General features: G+C 61.9%; 16 protein-coding genes. 8 read left to right on the top strand and 8 right to left on the bottom strand.

The genetic code is table 11. The features are described from left to right. Positions 1–38: 38 nt before the first annotated feature. Both ABX74_RS15215 and murJ read left to right on the top strand, forming a co-directional pair. Positions 39–1,067, top strand: coding sequence for a beta-ketoacyl-ACP synthase III (locus ABX74_RS15215; protein ID WP_003945837.1), 1,029 nt, complete (start codon positions 39–41; stop codon positions 1,065–1,067). A 96-nt stretch (positions 1,068–1,163) separates the two neighbouring features. After that, positions 1,164–2,780 (top strand): murein biosynthesis integral membrane protein MurJ, encoded by a 1,617-nt coding sequence (gene murJ / locus ABX74_RS15220; protein ID WP_223257930.1) that lies wholly within the window; start codon positions 1,164–1,166, stop codon positions 2,778–2,780. On the opposite strand, the gene ABX74_RS15225 is transcribed toward murJ, so the two are convergent. The 3 genes from ABX74_RS15225 to ABX74_RS15235 form a co-directional block, all read right to left on the bottom strand. Further along, positions 2,766–3,920, bottom strand: a complete 1,155-nt coding sequence (locus ABX74_RS15225) for an alkaline phosphatase family protein (RefSeq protein WP_019747155.1) — start codon at positions 3,918–3,920, stop codon at positions 2,766–2,768. The two genes, murJ and ABX74_RS15225, sit on opposite strands and share 15 nt — an antisense overlap. 135 nt (positions 3,921–4,055) lie before the next feature. Further along, entirely contained in the window at positions 4,056–4,829 is a 774-nt protein-coding gene (locus tag ABX74_RS15230) for a VOC family protein (RefSeq protein ID WP_019747156.1), read from the bottom strand. A gap of 261 nt (positions 4,830–5,090) precedes the next feature. After that, positions 5,091–6,035: an alpha/beta fold hydrolase gene (locus ABX74_RS15235; protein WP_047889145.1), complete on the bottom strand. Its 945-nt coding sequence runs from the start codon at positions 6,033–6,035 to the stop codon at positions 5,091–5,093. 144 nt (positions 6,036–6,179) lie between these two features. Here ABX74_RS15235 and ABX74_RS15240 point away from each other — a divergent pair, with 144 nt between their 5' ends. After that, positions 6,180–6,392 carry a hypothetical protein gene (locus tag ABX74_RS15240; RefSeq protein ID WP_223257931.1) on the top strand — a complete coding sequence of 71 codons (213 nt, stop codon included), beginning with the start codon at positions 6,180–6,182 and terminating at the stop codon, positions 6,390–6,392. On the opposite strand, the gene ABX74_RS15245 is transcribed toward ABX74_RS15240, so the two are convergent. Further along, on the bottom strand, positions 6,374–7,135 hold the full coding sequence (locus ABX74_RS15245; RefSeq protein WP_020723638.1) for an SDR family NAD(P)-dependent oxidoreductase: 762 nt from the start codon (positions 7,133–7,135) through the stop codon (positions 6,374–6,376). The genes ABX74_RS15240 and ABX74_RS15245 overlap by 19 nt on opposite strands. A 207-nt stretch (positions 7,136–7,342) precedes the next feature. Between ABX74_RS15245 and ABX74_RS30760 the strand changes: the two genes are divergently transcribed. Next, on the top strand, positions 7,343–7,471 hold the full coding sequence (locus ABX74_RS30760) for a hypothetical protein (RefSeq protein ID WP_007734598.1): 129 nt from the start codon (positions 7,343–7,345) through the stop codon (positions 7,469–7,471). Between the two features lie 105 nt (positions 7,472–7,576). Here ABX74_RS30760 and ABX74_RS15255 read toward each other — a convergent pair whose 3' ends face one another. Next, positions 7,577–8,422, bottom strand: a complete 846-nt coding sequence (locus ABX74_RS15255; RefSeq protein WP_030534626.1) for a glycosyltransferase family 92 protein — start codon at positions 8,420–8,422, stop codon at positions 7,577–7,579. Between the two features lie 107 nt (positions 8,423–8,529). Between ABX74_RS15255 and ABX74_RS15260 the strand changes: the two genes are divergently transcribed. The 3 genes from ABX74_RS15260 (at position 8,530) to ABX74_RS15270 (ending at position 12,338) form a co-directional block, all read left to right on the top strand. After that, positions 8,530–9,765 (top strand): cytochrome P450, encoded by a 1,236-nt coding sequence (locus ABX74_RS15260; RefSeq protein WP_047889146.1) that lies wholly within the window; start codon positions 8,530–8,532, stop codon positions 9,763–9,765. Continuing rightward, positions 9,762–10,325, top strand: a complete 564-nt coding sequence (locus ABX74_RS15265; RefSeq protein WP_019747163.1) for a TetR/AcrR family transcriptional regulator — start codon at positions 9,762–9,764, stop codon at positions 10,323–10,325. The genes ABX74_RS15260 and ABX74_RS15265 overlap by 4 nt, the downstream gene beginning before the upstream one ends. A gap of 99 nt (positions 10,326–10,424) precedes the next feature. Further along, positions 10,425–12,338 (top strand): alkyl/aryl-sulfatase, encoded by a 1,914-nt coding sequence (locus tag ABX74_RS15270; RefSeq protein ID WP_029254603.1) that lies wholly within the window; start codon positions 10,425–10,427, stop codon positions 12,336–12,338. 36 nt (positions 12,339–12,374) lie between these two features. Here the strand turns inward: ABX74_RS15270 and ABX74_RS15275 are convergent, their stop codons facing one another. Genes ABX74_RS15275 through ABX74_RS15285 form a run of 3 tightly spaced genes read right to left on the bottom strand, consistent with a single transcriptional unit; the run spans position 12,375 to position 14,982 of the window. Further along, complete coding sequence (locus ABX74_RS15275) at positions 12,375–12,995, bottom strand: L-threonylcarbamoyladenylate synthase (protein WP_019747165.1); 621 nt, start codon at positions 12,993–12,995, stop codon at positions 12,375–12,377. Between the two features lie 26 nt (positions 12,996–13,021). Further along, a complete protein-coding gene (locus tag ABX74_RS15280; RefSeq protein WP_019747166.1) occupies positions 13,022–13,447 on the bottom strand; it encodes a MerR family transcriptional regulator in 426 nt (141 codons plus the stop codon). A gap of 35 nt (positions 13,448–13,482) precedes the next feature. Next, the gene (locus tag ABX74_RS15285; RefSeq protein WP_189637338.1) at positions 13,483–14,982 is read right to left on the bottom strand and encodes a SulP family inorganic anion transporter; all 1,500 of its coding nucleotides are present in this window, start codon (positions 14,980–14,982) and stop codon (positions 13,483–13,485) included. 297 nt (positions 14,983–15,279) lie between these two features. Here ABX74_RS15285 and ABX74_RS15290 point away from each other — a divergent pair, with 297 nt between their 5' ends. Then, a complete protein-coding gene (locus ABX74_RS15290) occupies positions 15,280–16,494 on the top strand; it encodes an Ig-like domain-containing protein (protein WP_020968624.1) in 1,215 nt (404 codons plus the stop codon). Positions 16,495–16,510 lie beyond the last annotated feature (16 nt).

Consider the following 16,510-nt stretch of genomic DNA (forward strand, 5'->3'; position numbering starts at 1 on the left):
TGCGCGTCATCACCAGAAACCAACGAGGAGATCGATCAATGGGTAAGCCGATTGCCAGTGTGGCCGGAGGTCGGCAGTCCGTCCTTCTCGGGCTCGGCGTTCACCGCCCGGAGCGAGTCGTGACCAACGACGAGATCTGCGAGCTGATCGATTCCACCGACGAGTGGATCCAGACGCGATCGGGTATCAAGTCGCGCCGGTTCTCCGGCGAAGGTGAAGGCATCCTCGCGATGTCGATCAGCGCGGCCCGTAAAGCACTGGACGTCAGCGGCATTGCTCCCGAGCAGATCGGCGCCGTGATCATCGCGACGTCGACGTGGGACCTGCAGACTCCTCAGGCTGCGTCCATCGTCGCCCACGAGCTCGGCATCAAGGGTCCGGCTGCATTCGACGTCGCGGCAGGCTGCGCCGGTTTCTGTACCGCCCTTGCCGTGGCCAGCGACCTCGTTCGCGGCGGCACGGTTGATCACGTACTCGTCGTCGGCGTCGAGTTGATGAGCGAGGCCACCGAGCCCACCGATCGCAGCGTTCGCTTCATCTTCGGTGACGGCGCAGGCGCAGTTGTCGTCGGCCCGAGCGATACCGTCGGAATCGGCCCGGTCGAGTGGGGTTCGGACGGCAGCCAGTCCGACGCCATCGTTCAGGAGCCGAGCTGGCTCGACTACACCAAGAACCCGACCGGACCTCGGCCGTGGATCAAGATGGCCGGTACCGCGGTGTTCCGCTGGGCTGCCTTCGAGATGGGCAAGGTCGCCACTCGCACCCTGGAGAAGTCGGGGCTGGGTATCGAGGACATCGACGCTTTTGTGCCGCACCAGGCAAACCAGCGCATCAACGAGGTCATCGCTCGCAGCATGAAGCTGCCCGAGGGCTTCCCCGTCTCCAACGACATCGCCGAGACGGGCAACACGTCCGCGGCCTCGATCCCGCTCGCCATGGAGCAGATGCTGCGCGACGGCCAGTGCAAGCCGGGCGACAAGGCATTGCTTCTCGCCTTCGGTGCGGGTCTGTCCTTCGCCGGCCAGGTTGTCGTCATGCCGCCGTTGGCTGGAGCGGAATCAGCCTGATCTTCTCTCGTGACGAGCGCCTCGAACCCCACGGTTCGGGGCGCTCTTCCGTTTCTGTCTGGCTCGTCGAACCTCGCGATGTGGCACCCTGGCCAGATGGTCGAAAGTGCGGGGGAGTCCGAACGTACTGGTGTGACGGGCGGCAGCTTGGCGAAGATGGGCGGGCAAGTGGCGCTCGCCAGCACGGTCAGCCGGATCACCGGCTTCGTCCGCACCCTTGCCCTTGCCGCGGTCCTCGGCATCGCCCTGGTCAGTGATGCGTACAACGCGGCCAACAGCTTCCCGAACATGGTCTATCAGCTCCTCCTCGGCGGGATTCTCGCCAGCGTTCTGCTTCCGTATCTGACACGGCAGCGAAGTCGTGGGCGGACGCTCGAACGAGAGCAGACGCAGCGCGTTCTCACCGTCGGAGCGCTTGCTCTTGCGCTCGTGACGGTAGTGGCGGTGGTGTGCGCGCCGCCTCTGGTCTCGGCCGTGATCGATGATCCGGCTCAACGAGAGTTGACGACGCTCTTCGCGTACTTGCTTCTGCCGGAGATCTTCTTCTACGGCGTCACGGCGATGATGACGGCAGTACTCAGTGTTCGATCAGTGTTCGGCGCGCCGGCCTGGGCGCCGGTGATCAACAACGTCGTCCTTCTGGTGACGGTCGCGGTCTTCCTGTGCATCCCGGGGCCGGTGACTCTGACTCCCGAGTCGATGACCACCGCGCAGGTTCTGGTGATCGGTATCGGCACTCTGCTCGGGATCGTGGCGCAAACCGCCGTCGTTGCTCGAGCGCTGCACCGCAACGGGTTTCGGTGGCGCCTTCGCGTGCGGGTCGTACCGCACACCTGGCGCCCGGTGCGCGTCGGGGCGCCGTTGCTCGGTTGGGTACTTGTGTACGTCGTTGCCGGTCAGATCGGTGTGTGGGTGACGATGAAGGTCACTCTCTCCCGTCACGTCTACTCGATGTACACGCACGCGGATCTGCTGTTTCAAGTGGCGTACGGCATTCTCGGTGTGTCGTTGTTGACGGTGCTGATGCCGCGGATCGCCAGGTCGGTTGCTGCGGGTGACGACGTCGGCGTCGTATCCGATCTCGGCCGGGGAGCCCGGTATTCGGTGGTGGCGCTGATTCCGGTCACGGTGGCGCTCATGGTCTTCGGCCCCTCGTTGACCACCCTGATCTTCTTCGGCCGGGTCGACGGCAGCAGTGCCCGGTTGATCGGGACGGCCGTTGCGGTCAGTGCATTCGGGCTGGTGCCCTTTGCGATGGTCATGCTTCAGCTTCGAGTGTTCTACGCCGACAACAACACCCGAACTCCCGCGGTGATCGCGCTGGTGATGGTGGTAGCCAAGACGGCGCTCGTTCTACTTGCGTCTCTGTCGGCGAGTGACGAAACGCTGGTCCTGGCCGTCTGTGCGGCGGGCTCGTTCTCCTACGTGTGCGGAGCGGCGCTCGGCCACATCCTGCTTCGAAAGCGATACGGGCTGTTGGGATTCCGTCGCGTGCAGGCCACCGTCGGAAGGATTTCGGCGGCGGCAATTCTGGCAGGTGGTTGTGCGCTCGCTTTGGTGGTGGCGGTTCAGAACCGAGTTCCCGAGCCCAGGCTTGCTGCTGTTATTTCATTGTCGGCGGGTGCGGCCGTCGGGGCAGTCGTCCTGTTGGGCGCATGCAAGGTCGTCGGTGTTCCCGAGATTCGCCGGGCTCGGGCCCTACTGCTGTCCTGAGGACAAGAGCGGTACCAGCAGTTCGTCCGGAGTGAGGGCGCCGTGCTGTCCACGGAGGCCGGACAGTCCCGATTCGACAGATCGACGTACGACGGCCACGTCCCCGGACGCAATGGCGATGACATCACCGATCCGGCCGTGATACTCGGAATGCACTGCAGGCCCGAACAATCCTGCGACTATGCCCTCGGATCTCGTCCCGATCCACATGCGGTCACCCAGTTCGGCGCGCCAGCGGTCCGCAACATCTTGCGCAGCGCCTTCTCGGGTGTGGATGTGACGACATCTAGGTTCACCGGCAAGAGCGAGTACATCTTTGGACAGAATCGGAGTGTTGTCGAAGTCGATCTTGTTCTCGTCCAACACATCGACCATTCCGTGATCAGCCGTCACCAGCAATCTCACGTCCGGACCGAGAGCGGCGGCGAGTTGCTCGACCAGTCGATCGACAAGCATCAGTTGGAAAATCCACGGCTCCGACTCGGGTCCGTAGACGTGGCCCAGCGCATCGATCTCACTGATGTAGCAGTACGTGAACGTACGGTCGGCAGATTTCGACGCGGCCACGGTGCGAGCGAGGAGGTCTCCGTATGCCTGGATTCCGGCGAACTGGGCGCCGCGCATTCCCGCCCGGGTGAGGCCGCTGCCGTCGAATTTGGACGGAACGACGGTAGTGACGGTGATGCCGGCGGCCGCGGCACGATCGAAGGTCGTGGCCTGCGGCTGCAGGGTCTCCGGGACGATGGAGTCGGTCTGAGATTCCTTCTTGCCCGCGCTGTGCCAACCCAGCCAATTGAACACCGAATCGGCTTCTTCGACGTAAGACTGGTAACCGGTGATTCCGTGCGCCCCCGAGGGCAGCCCGGTCCCCAACGAGACGATGCTGGTGGCCGTCGTCGTGGGGAATCCTGCCCGTATGGGCGTTCCGATGAGTGAGTTCAGGAATGGTGCGTGTTCGGCGTTGCGGGCGAGCAAGTTCGCGCCCATCCCGTCTACCAGCAGAATTACAGTCTTCTTGCTGGGCTGTAGATCGAGACGGTTCGCTTCGCCGCTCACTCCGAGAGAAGCGAGTACCGACGGCGCAAGCGTCGACAGAGTCGGCTGCGAGTACACATCGAGGAGAGGGGCGGGGGCGGGCATCCCATGAGATTAGGCGTTGGACGCAGAAAACTGCATACCTTCTGGGCGAGTGTTCAAATCCGTGCGGTCAAATCGGGACTTTCCAGATGATCAGCGCGCAGAGACCGCGGGCCGGTGCGGCCTCTGCGCGGAGATTCACTCCATGATCGTGGAGATCTGGAACTTGGCACCGAGTGGATCGGCCACCGATGCGAGACGGCCGAAGGGCGTGTCCTCGGGATCGCGCAAGACGCTGCCGCCGAATTCGACGACCTTGGCGACGGCCGCATCGGTGTCGTCCGCCCCGAAGTACACCTGCCAGAACGACGGCACCTCTGCCGGGAGGAACGAGCTGGCATCCATCAAACCGGCGACGACGGTGTCGCCCTGCTTGGCCTGTGAGTACCGGAACTCGTCGCTGTCGCCGATGGACTCGTAAGTCCAGCCGAACACGTCGGTGTAGAACGGCAGGACCGCGGCGTAGTTCTTGGACAAAGTCTCGTGCCACACCGGCGCTCCGGCCTCGCCGACCAGACCGAAGCCGTGGTGCTGATCTGCCTGCCAGATACCGACGACTGCACCGGCAGGATCGCCCACGATCGCCATGCTGCCCTGGGGACCGACCTGCATCGACGGCATCATGATCATTCCGCCCGCGGCTTCGGCCTTGGACGCCGACGTTGCCGCATCAGTCGAGGAGATGTAGGTGGTCCAGACGTTGCCGTACGGGTTTCCCTCCTGCTGAGGTCCGAGCCCGGCGATGGGCTGCCCGTCTTTGCTGAAGATCGCGTAGCCGCCGTACTGCGGGTCGTCGTTTGTGTCAGTCTGCCAACCGAACACGTTGGTGTAGAAGGATTTGGCGACCTCGGTATCGGAGCTGGTGAGGTCGATCCAACAGGGTGTTCCGTCGAGCGCTGTGCGTGCGGGCATCTGAAACTCTCCTTTACCGAAACGGATACACAAGTACGGGTCGCGCAAATGCTTGGCCGAGGAAGGCGCGAATCTCACGCTACGCGCGTACCCCGACACATTCCCAGGGCTCGAGAGCTTTGGAGTATTTGACCGTTCGCGCTTACCGGTGGGCCCGACCTGCCGACGTAGTCGATCGCCGAATCGTCCTTGATACGCCGAAGTTGATGGGGCACTTGCTCGATCGACAAGGCCGTTCAACGGGTGTGGTGCCGGTACGTGTCAGCTCGTGATCAGCCCCGTGCGATCGAGCCACGCGAGCGCATGACGGGTGAACTCGTCCGGAATCTCCAACTGTGGGGTGTGGCCGGTGTCGCCGAGAATGATGGTGGTCCAGTGTGGATGTGCGGTAGCAGCTGCCCGTGCAGCCTCGACCGGGACAAGACGATCGCGATCGCCGTGCATCAGGAGTGTCGGAGTCGTGATCTCTCGCAGGGTCTTTCGATACGAAGCCGGACGGGCGAGAGTCATCAGCAATGACCGTGCTGCCTGGAGGAATTCTGCATCCTGGGTGGGTTCGTTGCGGCGAATCGCCGTCAAGGCGGCGCCAGCGTCGAGGACTGCGGGATCGGCTCGCGTCGGATCGGCAAAACACAATCTGGTCATCTGAGCGGCCAACTGCCGGTCGGACATCTTCCGGCGTCCGAAGCCGAGAACCTGCTCACCGACGTACGGCATCGAGTAGAGCGCGAATTGGGCGGCGACGGTCAGATCGGGAAGTTGGACGGGCAGTGGGAGCGCCGGATCCACCAGCACCAGGCCGGCAACTGATTCGGGATTGGCATGGGTCGAGATTGCCGAGACCATTCCCCCCATCGAATTGCCGAACAGGACGGCAGGTTCACCTACTACTGTCTCGAGAAAGCGATTCAGGAGTGCTGCGTTGGCGTCGACGCCGGTGTGCCGCCCACGGGCAGAGGTGAGTCCGAATCCGGCGAGGTCCAGTGCGTACACACGCGTGCGCGCCGCCAGCGTCGGTGCCACCCGCACCCAGTTCAGGTGCGAGCCGCCCAGTCCGTGAACGAGCACGATGGGCGGCGCTCCGCTGGGACCGCCGAAGTCGATCCAGTGAACATCACCGCCGAGATCGGTGATGTTGCTTGTCCCGCCCCACGGGTGTGTGAGGGTGCTTCCGTCGGCGAGTTCGGCCGAAACAGCGGATTCCATACCTGACAGGATGCACCGAGGCGCGGTTCCAGTCACGCTCTCGTCCCGGCTCGGGATCCGAAACTGTGTCCTCGATCACGGACTATCGGGAAGCTCGGGAAACGGGCAAAACGGAATTTGACTGGTGTCAAGCACTTTTCGCGGTTGTCATCGCTTTCCGACGGCCGTGGCGCGCGTCCGGCGGAGGTCGGTTCGGGCATACTGAAAACCATGTGGTGGATGGTCGGGCTCATTGTTCTGGCCGCGCTGGTTTTGGCATCCGTTCTGGTCGGTTTCGTTTTCCGCCGCCCGATCGCCGAAGCCAAGTCGGCGGTGCTTGCCTTCGACGACGCCAGCTCTCAGCCCCAGCGCGACTGACCACCGTCGAGCGGAATTGTTGCTCCAGTCAGATACGCGGCATCCGGGCCGACCAGGAAAGCCACCGCGGTGCCGATGTCCGTTTCGCAGTCCCCGATCCTCCGTAGCGGAATCCCGGCAACAAAAGCGGCAGCCTCTTCCGGGCGTGCATCTGCCCAACGCTGTAGCCCGGGCGAGGATGCGTGAGGAGCAACCGCGTTGACTCGGATCCCGTCGACGCCCCATTCGCACGCTGCTGCGCGACTGAGGGCTCGGACGGATTCCTTCACAGCCGCGTATCCGCCGTAGCCGGCGGCGTCCCAACGGACGGCCACGGAACTGACCATGTTGATGATCGCCCCGCCGCCGCGTTCCTTCATGAACGGGTAGCAGGCTTGCATTGTTCGCAGCGTCGCGACGGGACCGGAAGTCAATCCGTCGGCAAGGCGCTCCGGAGTGAGGTCGAGGACGTTGCCGAGCGGGTTGAGGCTGGCGTTGTTGATCAGGATGTCGACGCCGCCGAACAGTTCCACGGTTCGCGCCACGGCAGCGGTGATGGAACCCGCGTCGGCGATATCCACGAGCACCGGTTCGGCACGGCCTCCGCGTTCGGTGATCTCGTTACATGTGACGACGAGTTTCGACTCAGTGCGGCCCGCCACCGCGACGGAAGCACCTTCCTTGGCAAGCGCAAACGCAACACCCTGGCCGACGCCTTGCCCTGCGCCAGTGATCAGGGCCACTTTTCCATCCAACTTGCCCACTGCTGTTCTCCTGCTCGTCATTCAACGGTTCCCGAAGCGTTGTCCGAATCGCGCATTGTTACTCGTGGGTTCCCGCTGGATGAGATGTGAGTTACGTCCCACTCGGTGGTGCCGCTTCAAATTTCGGCCGTCTTACGTATATTGTGAGCGCCGTTACACACCGGACGCGCGGAACGCGTACACACATTCCATGATGAGGAGTTAGACATGGGTTCTTCGGACGCAGACCTGGCATTGATCAAGCAGATCCAGCCGGTTATCACGGGTGTTGCTGGCCTGATCTCGGGCATCGGCGCAATCGTCGGACTGGGCGTTGCCCTGCAGTCCTTCAGCTGATTTTTCGCTGAGCTGATCCTCCGGCCCGTGGCCTGAAGGCATTGCCTTCGTGGACGCGGGCCGGAGGTTTATCTGCATCTGAATACCTGTGGCTTGCAGGCACATTCATTTTTGTGATAAGTCGATTGTCGCCGGAACATCCACACCTTCTTCGTGGACTTGGGGTCCGAAGTTCGGCAGCGGAGTGAAGTCGAGTGCCGCCTCCGAACCGCGGTAATGGCGGAAGTAGAAGAGGGATCGGTCGGGCCGCACCAGGCTGTCCGGTTCGCTTGTCTTCCATCCCCAGTGGACGTCCGCTCGCAGAATCTCCGACAGCCTCACGATGTTCTTGCAGCCGTGGCTTTGCAGTCCAAGGCATTTCAATTCCTCGACGTCTCGCAGTTGCCCGTCGCGCGTCCACCTGGATTCGTAGACCAGAGCATCGAGAACGACGCGGTGCGAACCCGCTTGAGTAACTCCGGCAAGTAGAACCTCCCAGTCCAATCCTGGTGCGTGCTCGAGGTATTCGTCGGCGTCGACGAATGCTGCCCACGCGACGGTGTCGCGGTACCGGCTCACGTAATCGACGTAGGCCTCTACCTGTCCGTGCACGATCCGACCGTCCGCGTCGCGCGGTTGCCAGTCGACGATCGTCACCGGAAGGTCGTGCAGTTCTTTGCGGAATGCGACCTGAACTTCACTGTCCGACATCGATCGGGTGAAGGCGCCGTAAGAGTTGCCTCTCTTGTCCTCGCTGCGGCCGTGCCAACGGTTGAGGCTGAATGCGCTTGTCTTGCGGGTGGACCCGACGGAACCGGTGTTGTCGTAGAGAACAACCTCCCAGCCCTGCTCGATGTGGTGCAGGCACCAGTCTCTGATGAAGGGGAGATGTTCGCGGGGGAGCAGGACCGCAACCACGGCGCGGCGTCCGGTGTCAGAGCTGTTCGGGTGGTTCTTCGGATCCGTGATCACCCGACACACGATAGTGCTCTGCGTGGAAGCGGGTTACTCGATATTGATCGCAGAAATTTCAGTCGTCAAACGTTGACACATCTATCAATTTGTCTCATAGTCGAGTCATGACAACATCTGTGTCACATTCGCCACGGTTTGTTCCTTCCACCGGGGAGTCCTGGCGTTCGCCCTGGGCCATGTACGACGCATTGCGAGAGAACGACCCGGTGCACAACGTGGTGCCGGAAGCCTCGCCGCAGGACGACTACTGGGTGCTCACCCGTCACGAAGACGTCTACAACGCCGCTCGTGATTACGAGACGTACTCGTCGGCAAAGGGATTGACCACCGTCTATGGTGAGCTCGAGCAGATCGGGATGCAGGACAATCCGCCGTTCGTGATGCAGGACCCGCCCGTGCAGTCGGAGTTCCGGCGCATGGTGTCGAAGGGATTCACTCCGCGTCAGGTATCGGCGGTCGAGCCGATGGTCCGCGAATTCGTCGTCGAGCGTATCGAAGCGTTGAAAGCGCGTGGCAGTGGCGATATCGTCGTCGAGCTCTTCAAACCGTTGCCGTCGATGGTTGTCGCACACTATCTGGGTGTGCCGGAATCGGACCGTGACCAGTTCGACGGCTGGACCGAGGCCATTGTCGCTGCCAATTCGGCAGGTGGCGTGGCCGCGGCAGCGACGACGGCGCAGGCCGCCACCGGTGAGTTGATGATGTACTTCGCTTCGCTGATCGAACGCCGCAAGGTCGAACCGGGTGACGACACGATTTCGCACCTACTCGCCGCTGGACTCGGTGAAGACGGCGACATGTCCGGCCTGCTGTCGATTCTGGGCTTCGCCTTCACCATGGTGGCCGGTGGAAACGACACCACGACAGGAATGCTGGGTGGTTCGGTGGCGATGCTGACCGAACGCCTCGACCAGCGTCAGATCCTGCTGGACGATCCCGCATTGATCACCGACGCGGTCGACGAGTTGCTTCGACTCACCTCACCGGTCCAAGGACTGGCACGCACCACGACGCGAGATGTGACCTTGGGTGGCAAAGTGATTCCGGCAGGACGTAAGGTTCTGCTGATGTACGGTGCGGCCAATCGTGATCCCGAAAAGTACGGACCCGACGCGGCGGAGTTGGACGTCTTGCGTCGACCGCAGAAGATTCTCACCTTCAGTCATGGCGCCCACCACTGTCTGGGGGCGTCGGCAGCTCGGATGCAGGCTCGAGTTGCGTTGGAAGAGTTACTCTCCCGGATTCCAGATTTCCATATCGACATCGAAGCGATGCAATACGCGCCGGGCAACTACGTGCGCCGTCCACTCACAGCGCCCATGTCGGTGGCCCGGCCGTGAGCAACGACTGGCTCGGTGAGGGGCGCGCCTTGGCGGCAGCCGAGAAGATCCTCGACAGTGCGGCGCAACTGTTCGTCGAGAAAGGTGTCAACGCCGTCGGTATGGCGGAGATAGCCTCTGCTGCAGGATGTTCCCGGGCCACCCTGTATCGGTACTTCGAGAATCGGCAGGCCCTTCACATTGCATTCGTTCACCGCGAAGCGCGCAGACTGGGAACTGCGATCGCGGAATCGGTAGCGACCATCGATGATCCGAGCGAGCGTCTAGAAACGGCGATGCTCACCGCAGTGTCCGCGGTGCGCAGCACTCCGACGTTGGCTGCATGGTTCACTCCGGGTGATGCGAGTCTTGCAGGTGAACTTGCCAATTCATCCGACGTCATCAACGGACTGGGCGTCGCGATGCTCGGTGAAATCGGAGCAGGCACAGCGTCACGAGCCCGCTGGATCGTGCGAGTGATCCTCTCGCTGCTCATGGTGCCGGGTGCGGACGAGAACGACGAGCGGACGTTGGTGCGTGAGTTCGTTGCTGCGCTGTTGAACGCTGGACGAACCACGTGATCATCCCTTCCGGGTGATGTGCGAGGACTGCGTGGGGATCGAGGATGAACCGGTATCCAGACACAGGACACCGCGAGTTCCCGAGGAGCGTAAGAGAAGATGACTACACCATCCGAACTCGACCCCAAGCCCGCTACCGAAGCGACTCGCCTTGCGAATGCCCAGGTCCTCCGTGATCTTCCGTTCGATGACACATTCGACTTCGAACTGATTTCTCGAGGTCTGGTAGCGCCGCTCATCGACGGAGGGTTGGTCAAGGGTGACAAAGGACAGTTCATCTTCTCCTACGACGCCTACGGGTTCGCCGACGGCGAAGCGCCGGACACCGTCAACCCGAGTCTCTGGCGCCAAGCCACTTTGATGGGAAAGGGCGGCGGGCTCTTCAAGCTTGCCGATCGCCTCTACCAGGTGATCGGCCAGGACTTGTCGAACACGACGATCATCGAGGGCGATACCGGGTTGATCATCGGTGACACTCTGATGTCCGCGGAAACAGCCGCTCTTGCGCTGGAGTTGTACTACCAGCACCGCCCCAAGGTCCCGGTCAAGGCGATCATCTTCACACACTCCCACGGCGATCACTTCGGCGGAGTCAAAGGATTTGTCACCGACGAAGAGATCGAGTCCGGTGCCGTAAAAGTCTATGCACCAGACAGTTTCACGGAGGAGGCGATCTCCGAGAACGTGCTCGCCGGAACGGCGATGACGCGTCGCGGAATGTACATGTACGGATCATTCCTGCGTCCAGGCCCGCAGGGGCAGGTTTCCGGTGGTCTCGGACTGTCCACGTCGCACGGCACGTCGACGTTCGCGGTGCCGACCGACGTCATCACCGAACCGGTACACGAAGAAGTCATCGACGGCGTGCGAGTGACGTTCATGCTCGCGCCGGGCACCGAAGCGCCGTCCGAAATGTTGTTCTATCTACCCGATTTCAAGGCGCTCGGGTCAGCGGAGGACGTCACGCACACAATGCACAACCTGTACACGTTGCGCGGCGCCAAAACTCGCGACGCCAAGGCCTGGTCGCACTACGTTCGTCTGGCGATGGAACTTTTCCCCGACGTCGAAATCATTTTCGCGCAGCATCATTGGCCCACGTGGGGCAACGACAAGATCTTGAAGCTGATGTCGGATCAGGCAGACCTGTACAAGTATCTGCACGATCAGACGTTGCGTCTTGCCAACAAGGGACTGACACCGGTAGAGATTGCCGACCAGATCGAGGTACCCGACGCCATCGGAAAGCAGTGGTACAACCGCGGGTACTACGGCTCGCTCAGTCACAACGTCAAAGCGATCTACACCTTCTATCTCGGTTGGTTCGACGGCGTTCCCGCTCACCTCAATCCTCATCCGCCGGTGGAGAACGGCAAGCGCTACGTCGAAGCCGTCGGCGGACCGGACGCGCTTCTGACCAAGGGCAAGCAGGCGTTCGACGACGGCGACTACCGCTGGGCGGCCGAGCTGGTGAACCATCTGGTGTTCGCCGATCCGAGTAACCAGAAAGCGCGAGAGTTGTTGGCGGACACGTACGAACAACTCGGCTACCAAGCCGAGAACGGTACGTGGCGCAACTTCTACCTGGTCGGAGCGATGGAATTGCGGCATCCGCTGGCACCGATGCCGTCCAACAACCCCACCGGCCCGGCGGTTGTCGCCGTGATGCCTCTCGAGCAGATGCTGGACTTCTGGGCAGTTCGCCTCGACGGTCCCAAAGCTGCCGACGTCGACCTGTCGTTGCGATTCGTGTTGTCGGACACTGCGGACAACGTCCTGGTCACAGTGCGCAACGGCGTGCTGAATTACGACACGGACAAGGCAGATGCTTCGGCTGCCCTGACTCTGACCTTGACCCGTGCCGTGTTCAACGAGGTGTATCTGGGAACGACCTCGCTCACCGAATCCATCAAGGCCGGAACGGCAAAAGCTGTGGGAGATCAGTCTGAACTGGAGACGTTCATCTCGCTGCTGGAGGACTTCGATCTGTGGTTCGACATCGTGACGCCGTGACACGTTGCCATCCGTGATGTGGCACGGGCGGGGGGATCATTCGAAACGGGAAGGATCTCCCGCGCCGACGCGCACGATCTCGGGGGCACCGGACGAATAGTCGACCACCGTGGTGGGCTCGGTGCCGCAGTCACCCGAGTCGATGACGGCGTCGAGTTGGTGGTCGAGTTCTTCCTTGATCTGCCAGCCGTCCGTCATCGGCTCCTCGGCGCCGGGCAGGAGAAGGGTGCTGGAGAGGATCGGTTCACCCAACTCTTGCAAGAGCGCCCGCACTACCGGGTGGCTGGGGATACGCACTCCGACGGTCTTCTTCTTGGCGTGTGCCAGTCGACGCGGAACTTCCTTCGTGGCGGGAAGGATGAACGTGTACTGCCCAGGCGTAGCCGCTTTGACCGCCCGGAACGCCGAGTTGGTGACGTGGACGAAGTGCCCGAGCTGCGCGAAGTCGGCACAGACCAGCGTGAAGTGGTGATCCGACCGCAGGTGACGGATCTCGCGGATCCGATCGGTGCCCGAGTGATTGTCCATTCGGGCACCCAGGGCGTAGCAGGAGTCGGTGGGGTAGGCGATGACCGCGTCGTTGCGCAGCATTTCGACGATCTGGCTGATCGCGCGCGGCTGCGGGTTTTCCGGGTGAACGTCGAAATATCGGGCCATCAACCCAGCTTAGTTCAGCTTGCAGATCACGAATGCCGTTCACCGTTCAGACTGTGGTCGGCGAGCAATCCCGTCAGCTCTTCGGCGTAGGCGAGTTGCTTACGTAAGTGTGTGCAGCTTTCTTCCGCCCGGGTATGGCAGGCGGTGACGAATTCGGTTGCGGCGGTTCGTGTTGATGCGTCCGAAGCTTCGTCGCCGAGCACTGCCAGGGAATTGAGGAGTTGTTTCATTTCTTCGAGACTGAATCCGAGCGGCTTCATTCGTCGGATTACCAGTAGCCGTTGGACGTCCGCCTCGGTGTACAAGCGGAATCCTCCGGCGGTCCGCTCCGATGGAGTGACCAGACCGACCTCGTCGTAATGACGGATCGTCTTGATCGACAGTTCGGTGCGTTCGGCAACCTGCCCGATCTGCATGTTCTGTCCCTGGACCGCATGTTCCGGCTCAGACATCACTCCTACTTTCGTCGCGCTGGGCTTCCATACTCTCAGTGACCGTCACCCAGGCGTCCGGACAGGCGCAGATGGCGCTCGGCCGATGCGTCGTCGAGCCCCACGATCTCGACATTCTTGCCTCTGGCCGCGTACTTGGTGGTGATCGCGTCCAGTGTCGCCACGGTCGACGCATCCCAGACATGAGACTCGGACAGATCGATGACAATGTTCTTCGGGTCGTCGACATAGTCGAACTGGTAGATCAGATCGTTGCTGGATGCGAAGAACAGCTCGCCTCGAACCGCATAGACACGGGTGTCCTCGTCCGGATGCGCGACGTCGATTACTTCGGTGAGATGCGCGACGCGGCGGGCGAAGATGACCATCGCGGTGATCACTCCGACGATCACGCCGTAGGCAAGATTGTGGGTCGCGCCGGTGACCGCCACGGTGACCAGCATGACCACTGTCTCGCCGATCGGCATGCGGCGCAGGGTCTTCGGATTGACGCTGTGCCAGTCGAAAGTGCCGACCGAGACCATGATCATGACGGCTACCAATGCGGCCATGGGAATCAACGCCACGACATCGCCGAGGCCGACCACGAGTATCAGCAAGAACACGCCCGCCAGGAAAGTCGAGATTCGAGTGCGAGCGCCGGAGACCTTGACGTTGATCATGGTCTGGCCGATCATCGCGCACCCTCCCATGCCTCCGAAGAAGCCGGTGACGATGTTCGCGACGCCTTGGCCCCACCCCTCTCGGGTCTTGTTCGAGTGAGTATCCGTGACGTCGTCGACGAGCTTGGCCGTCATCAACGATTCGAGGAGGCCGACGAGCGCCATGGCCAATGCATACGGAGCAATGATCGACAGTGTGTGCATGTCCAGAGGGACGTCGGGGAACAGTAGCGTCGGCAGGCTCGACGGAAGCTCGCCCTCGTCGCCGACATTGGGGACGTTGAACGCGAAAACGACTGTGGCGGTGGTCAGTAGCACGATCGCCACCAGTGGAGCCGGGACCGCGCTGGTCAGTTTCGGCAGGAATACGAGTATCAGGAGGGCGACGGCCAGAAGTGGGTAGACGAGCCACGGAACATCGATCAGGTGGGGGAGTTGGGCAATGAAGATCAAGATGGCCAGTGCATTGACGAATCCCACCATGACGCTGCGCGGGATGAAGCGCATCAGCTTGGCGACGCCGAGGAGGCTCAACACGATCTGGAGCAGGCCGGCCAGAAGGACTGTCGCAATCAGGTAGTCGATTCCGTACTCGCGCGTCAGTGGAGCGACGACCAGTGCGACGGCGCCGGTAGCTGCGGAGATCATTGCGGGTCGTCCGCCGACGACGGCGATGGTCACTGCCATCGTGAACGACGCGAACAGTCCTACCCGCGGATCGACGCCGGCGATGATCGAGAACGAGATCGCCTCGGGAATCAGTGCCAACGCCACGACCAGTCCGGCCAAAACTTCCGTTTTGAGACGGCGAGGTGACCGGAGCGCGGCCCGAACCGAATTGTCGTTGGTGGATGAAGCGATGGTTACTGCCATGAGATTCCGTCCTGACGAGGTTCTCATACTCTACCCTCCCGTAAGGGTAGAGTATGAACGGAGTTCTCACTACGGCGCGAATTCCTGTCGAATTATGTTTCCCCGCAGTGAATCTCGAACCGCGAGATTGATCGAGAGAGGCAAGGCTCGCGGTGGCGGTCAGATGTGACGACCAGTAACCCTTACCAATTATTTACCTACTGTGTGGTTTTTGTTTATTGAAAACGGGTCAACTCGGGCGTTGGCTCCGTTACAGTTCGGCGGCAAACGTCAATCAGGTTGTTCCGAGAGGACATCATGTCAAAACGCCTACTGAATGCTGCGCTCCTTACCGGTCTCCTTGCCGGTGGAACCGCTGTGGCCGTGATTCCGGCGACCGCGGCGCCCGTTGCAGAAACCACGTCGACAACGTTTCAGGTCACGTGCCGCGCAGTTCCGAGTGCGTTCTCCGGTCCTTCGTCAGACGGAAAGCCTGCTACGGTGCGAGTTTCGGCTCCTTCGGTCGTGGCGCCAGGTCAAGTCTTCGACATCGAGGTGGATCCGGGTAGCGTCCAGATCCCGAACGATGTGAGCGGCGCAAGTGTCAAGAAGATTTCGCGTCTGAAGATCGATCTGCCGATTCCGACCAACGCGGAGTTCGTTTCGGCGACGGTCACCGATCCGGGCAATGTTGTTGCCGGGAAACCTGCTTCGGTGATTCGTGTCAACGAAGACGGCACTCCCGCAGCGGACGGTCCGATACTCCGGTTGTCCGGCGCAAACGAAGCGATCGGCAACAGTCCGTCATCGTCGTCGGGTGCGCACGGCGGGCTTGCGATCAACGCCCAGTCCGGAGCCGAGACCAACATCGTCTTTCCGAAGATCAGAATCACCGTAAAGGCCGGGCCGTCCGGCGCAGTCGAGACCAATGTCCGGACTTCGGGTGCTGCAGGTACTTTCGGCGGGCCGGAGTCATTTTTGACCTTCCTCCCTCAGGTAAGTCACTGGCTCGCGGGAACCATCTGGGCGCCCACATCCTGTTCTCCTCGCGACGGTGAGACGGGTCCCCTCAACGCCGGTGCCGGCGCATTGGCCTCCACGAAAATCGACGGAGACCTCGGACCTGTTGATCCCGAGCCTGGAGCAGACATCGTGACGACGCTCGAAGGGCCGACGACAGCCGCTACCGGCACCAAAGTGTCTTTTGCTTCTCACGTCGATCCGGAAAACGCAACGGGAACAGTACAGTTCATGGTCGACGGCAAGCCCGTCGGTGACCCGCGGCCGGTGGTTCGCGGTATTGCCCGCCTGGATCTGACCTTCGGTAAGGCGGGTACCAAGTCCGTGACCGCAGTCTTCACAGCTACCGGCGACGAGGCGAAGTACACGTCGGCGGCACACATGCTCACGGTGACCGGGGATTCAACAGGCCCGGTCGATCCCGACCCGACCGATCCGGGCACTCCGGGTGGTCTCGGCAGCCTCGAGTCCGTTCTGCCGCAGCTGCCCACAGGTTCGCTCGGTGGCAAGTGATCACGGTCCTAATTCA

Source organism: Rhodococcus sp. ARP2, from assembly GCF_001029585.1.
GTDB classification, from domain to species: Bacteria; Actinomycetota; Actinomycetes; order Mycobacteriales; family Mycobacteriaceae; genus Rhodococcus_F; species Rhodococcus_F erythropolis.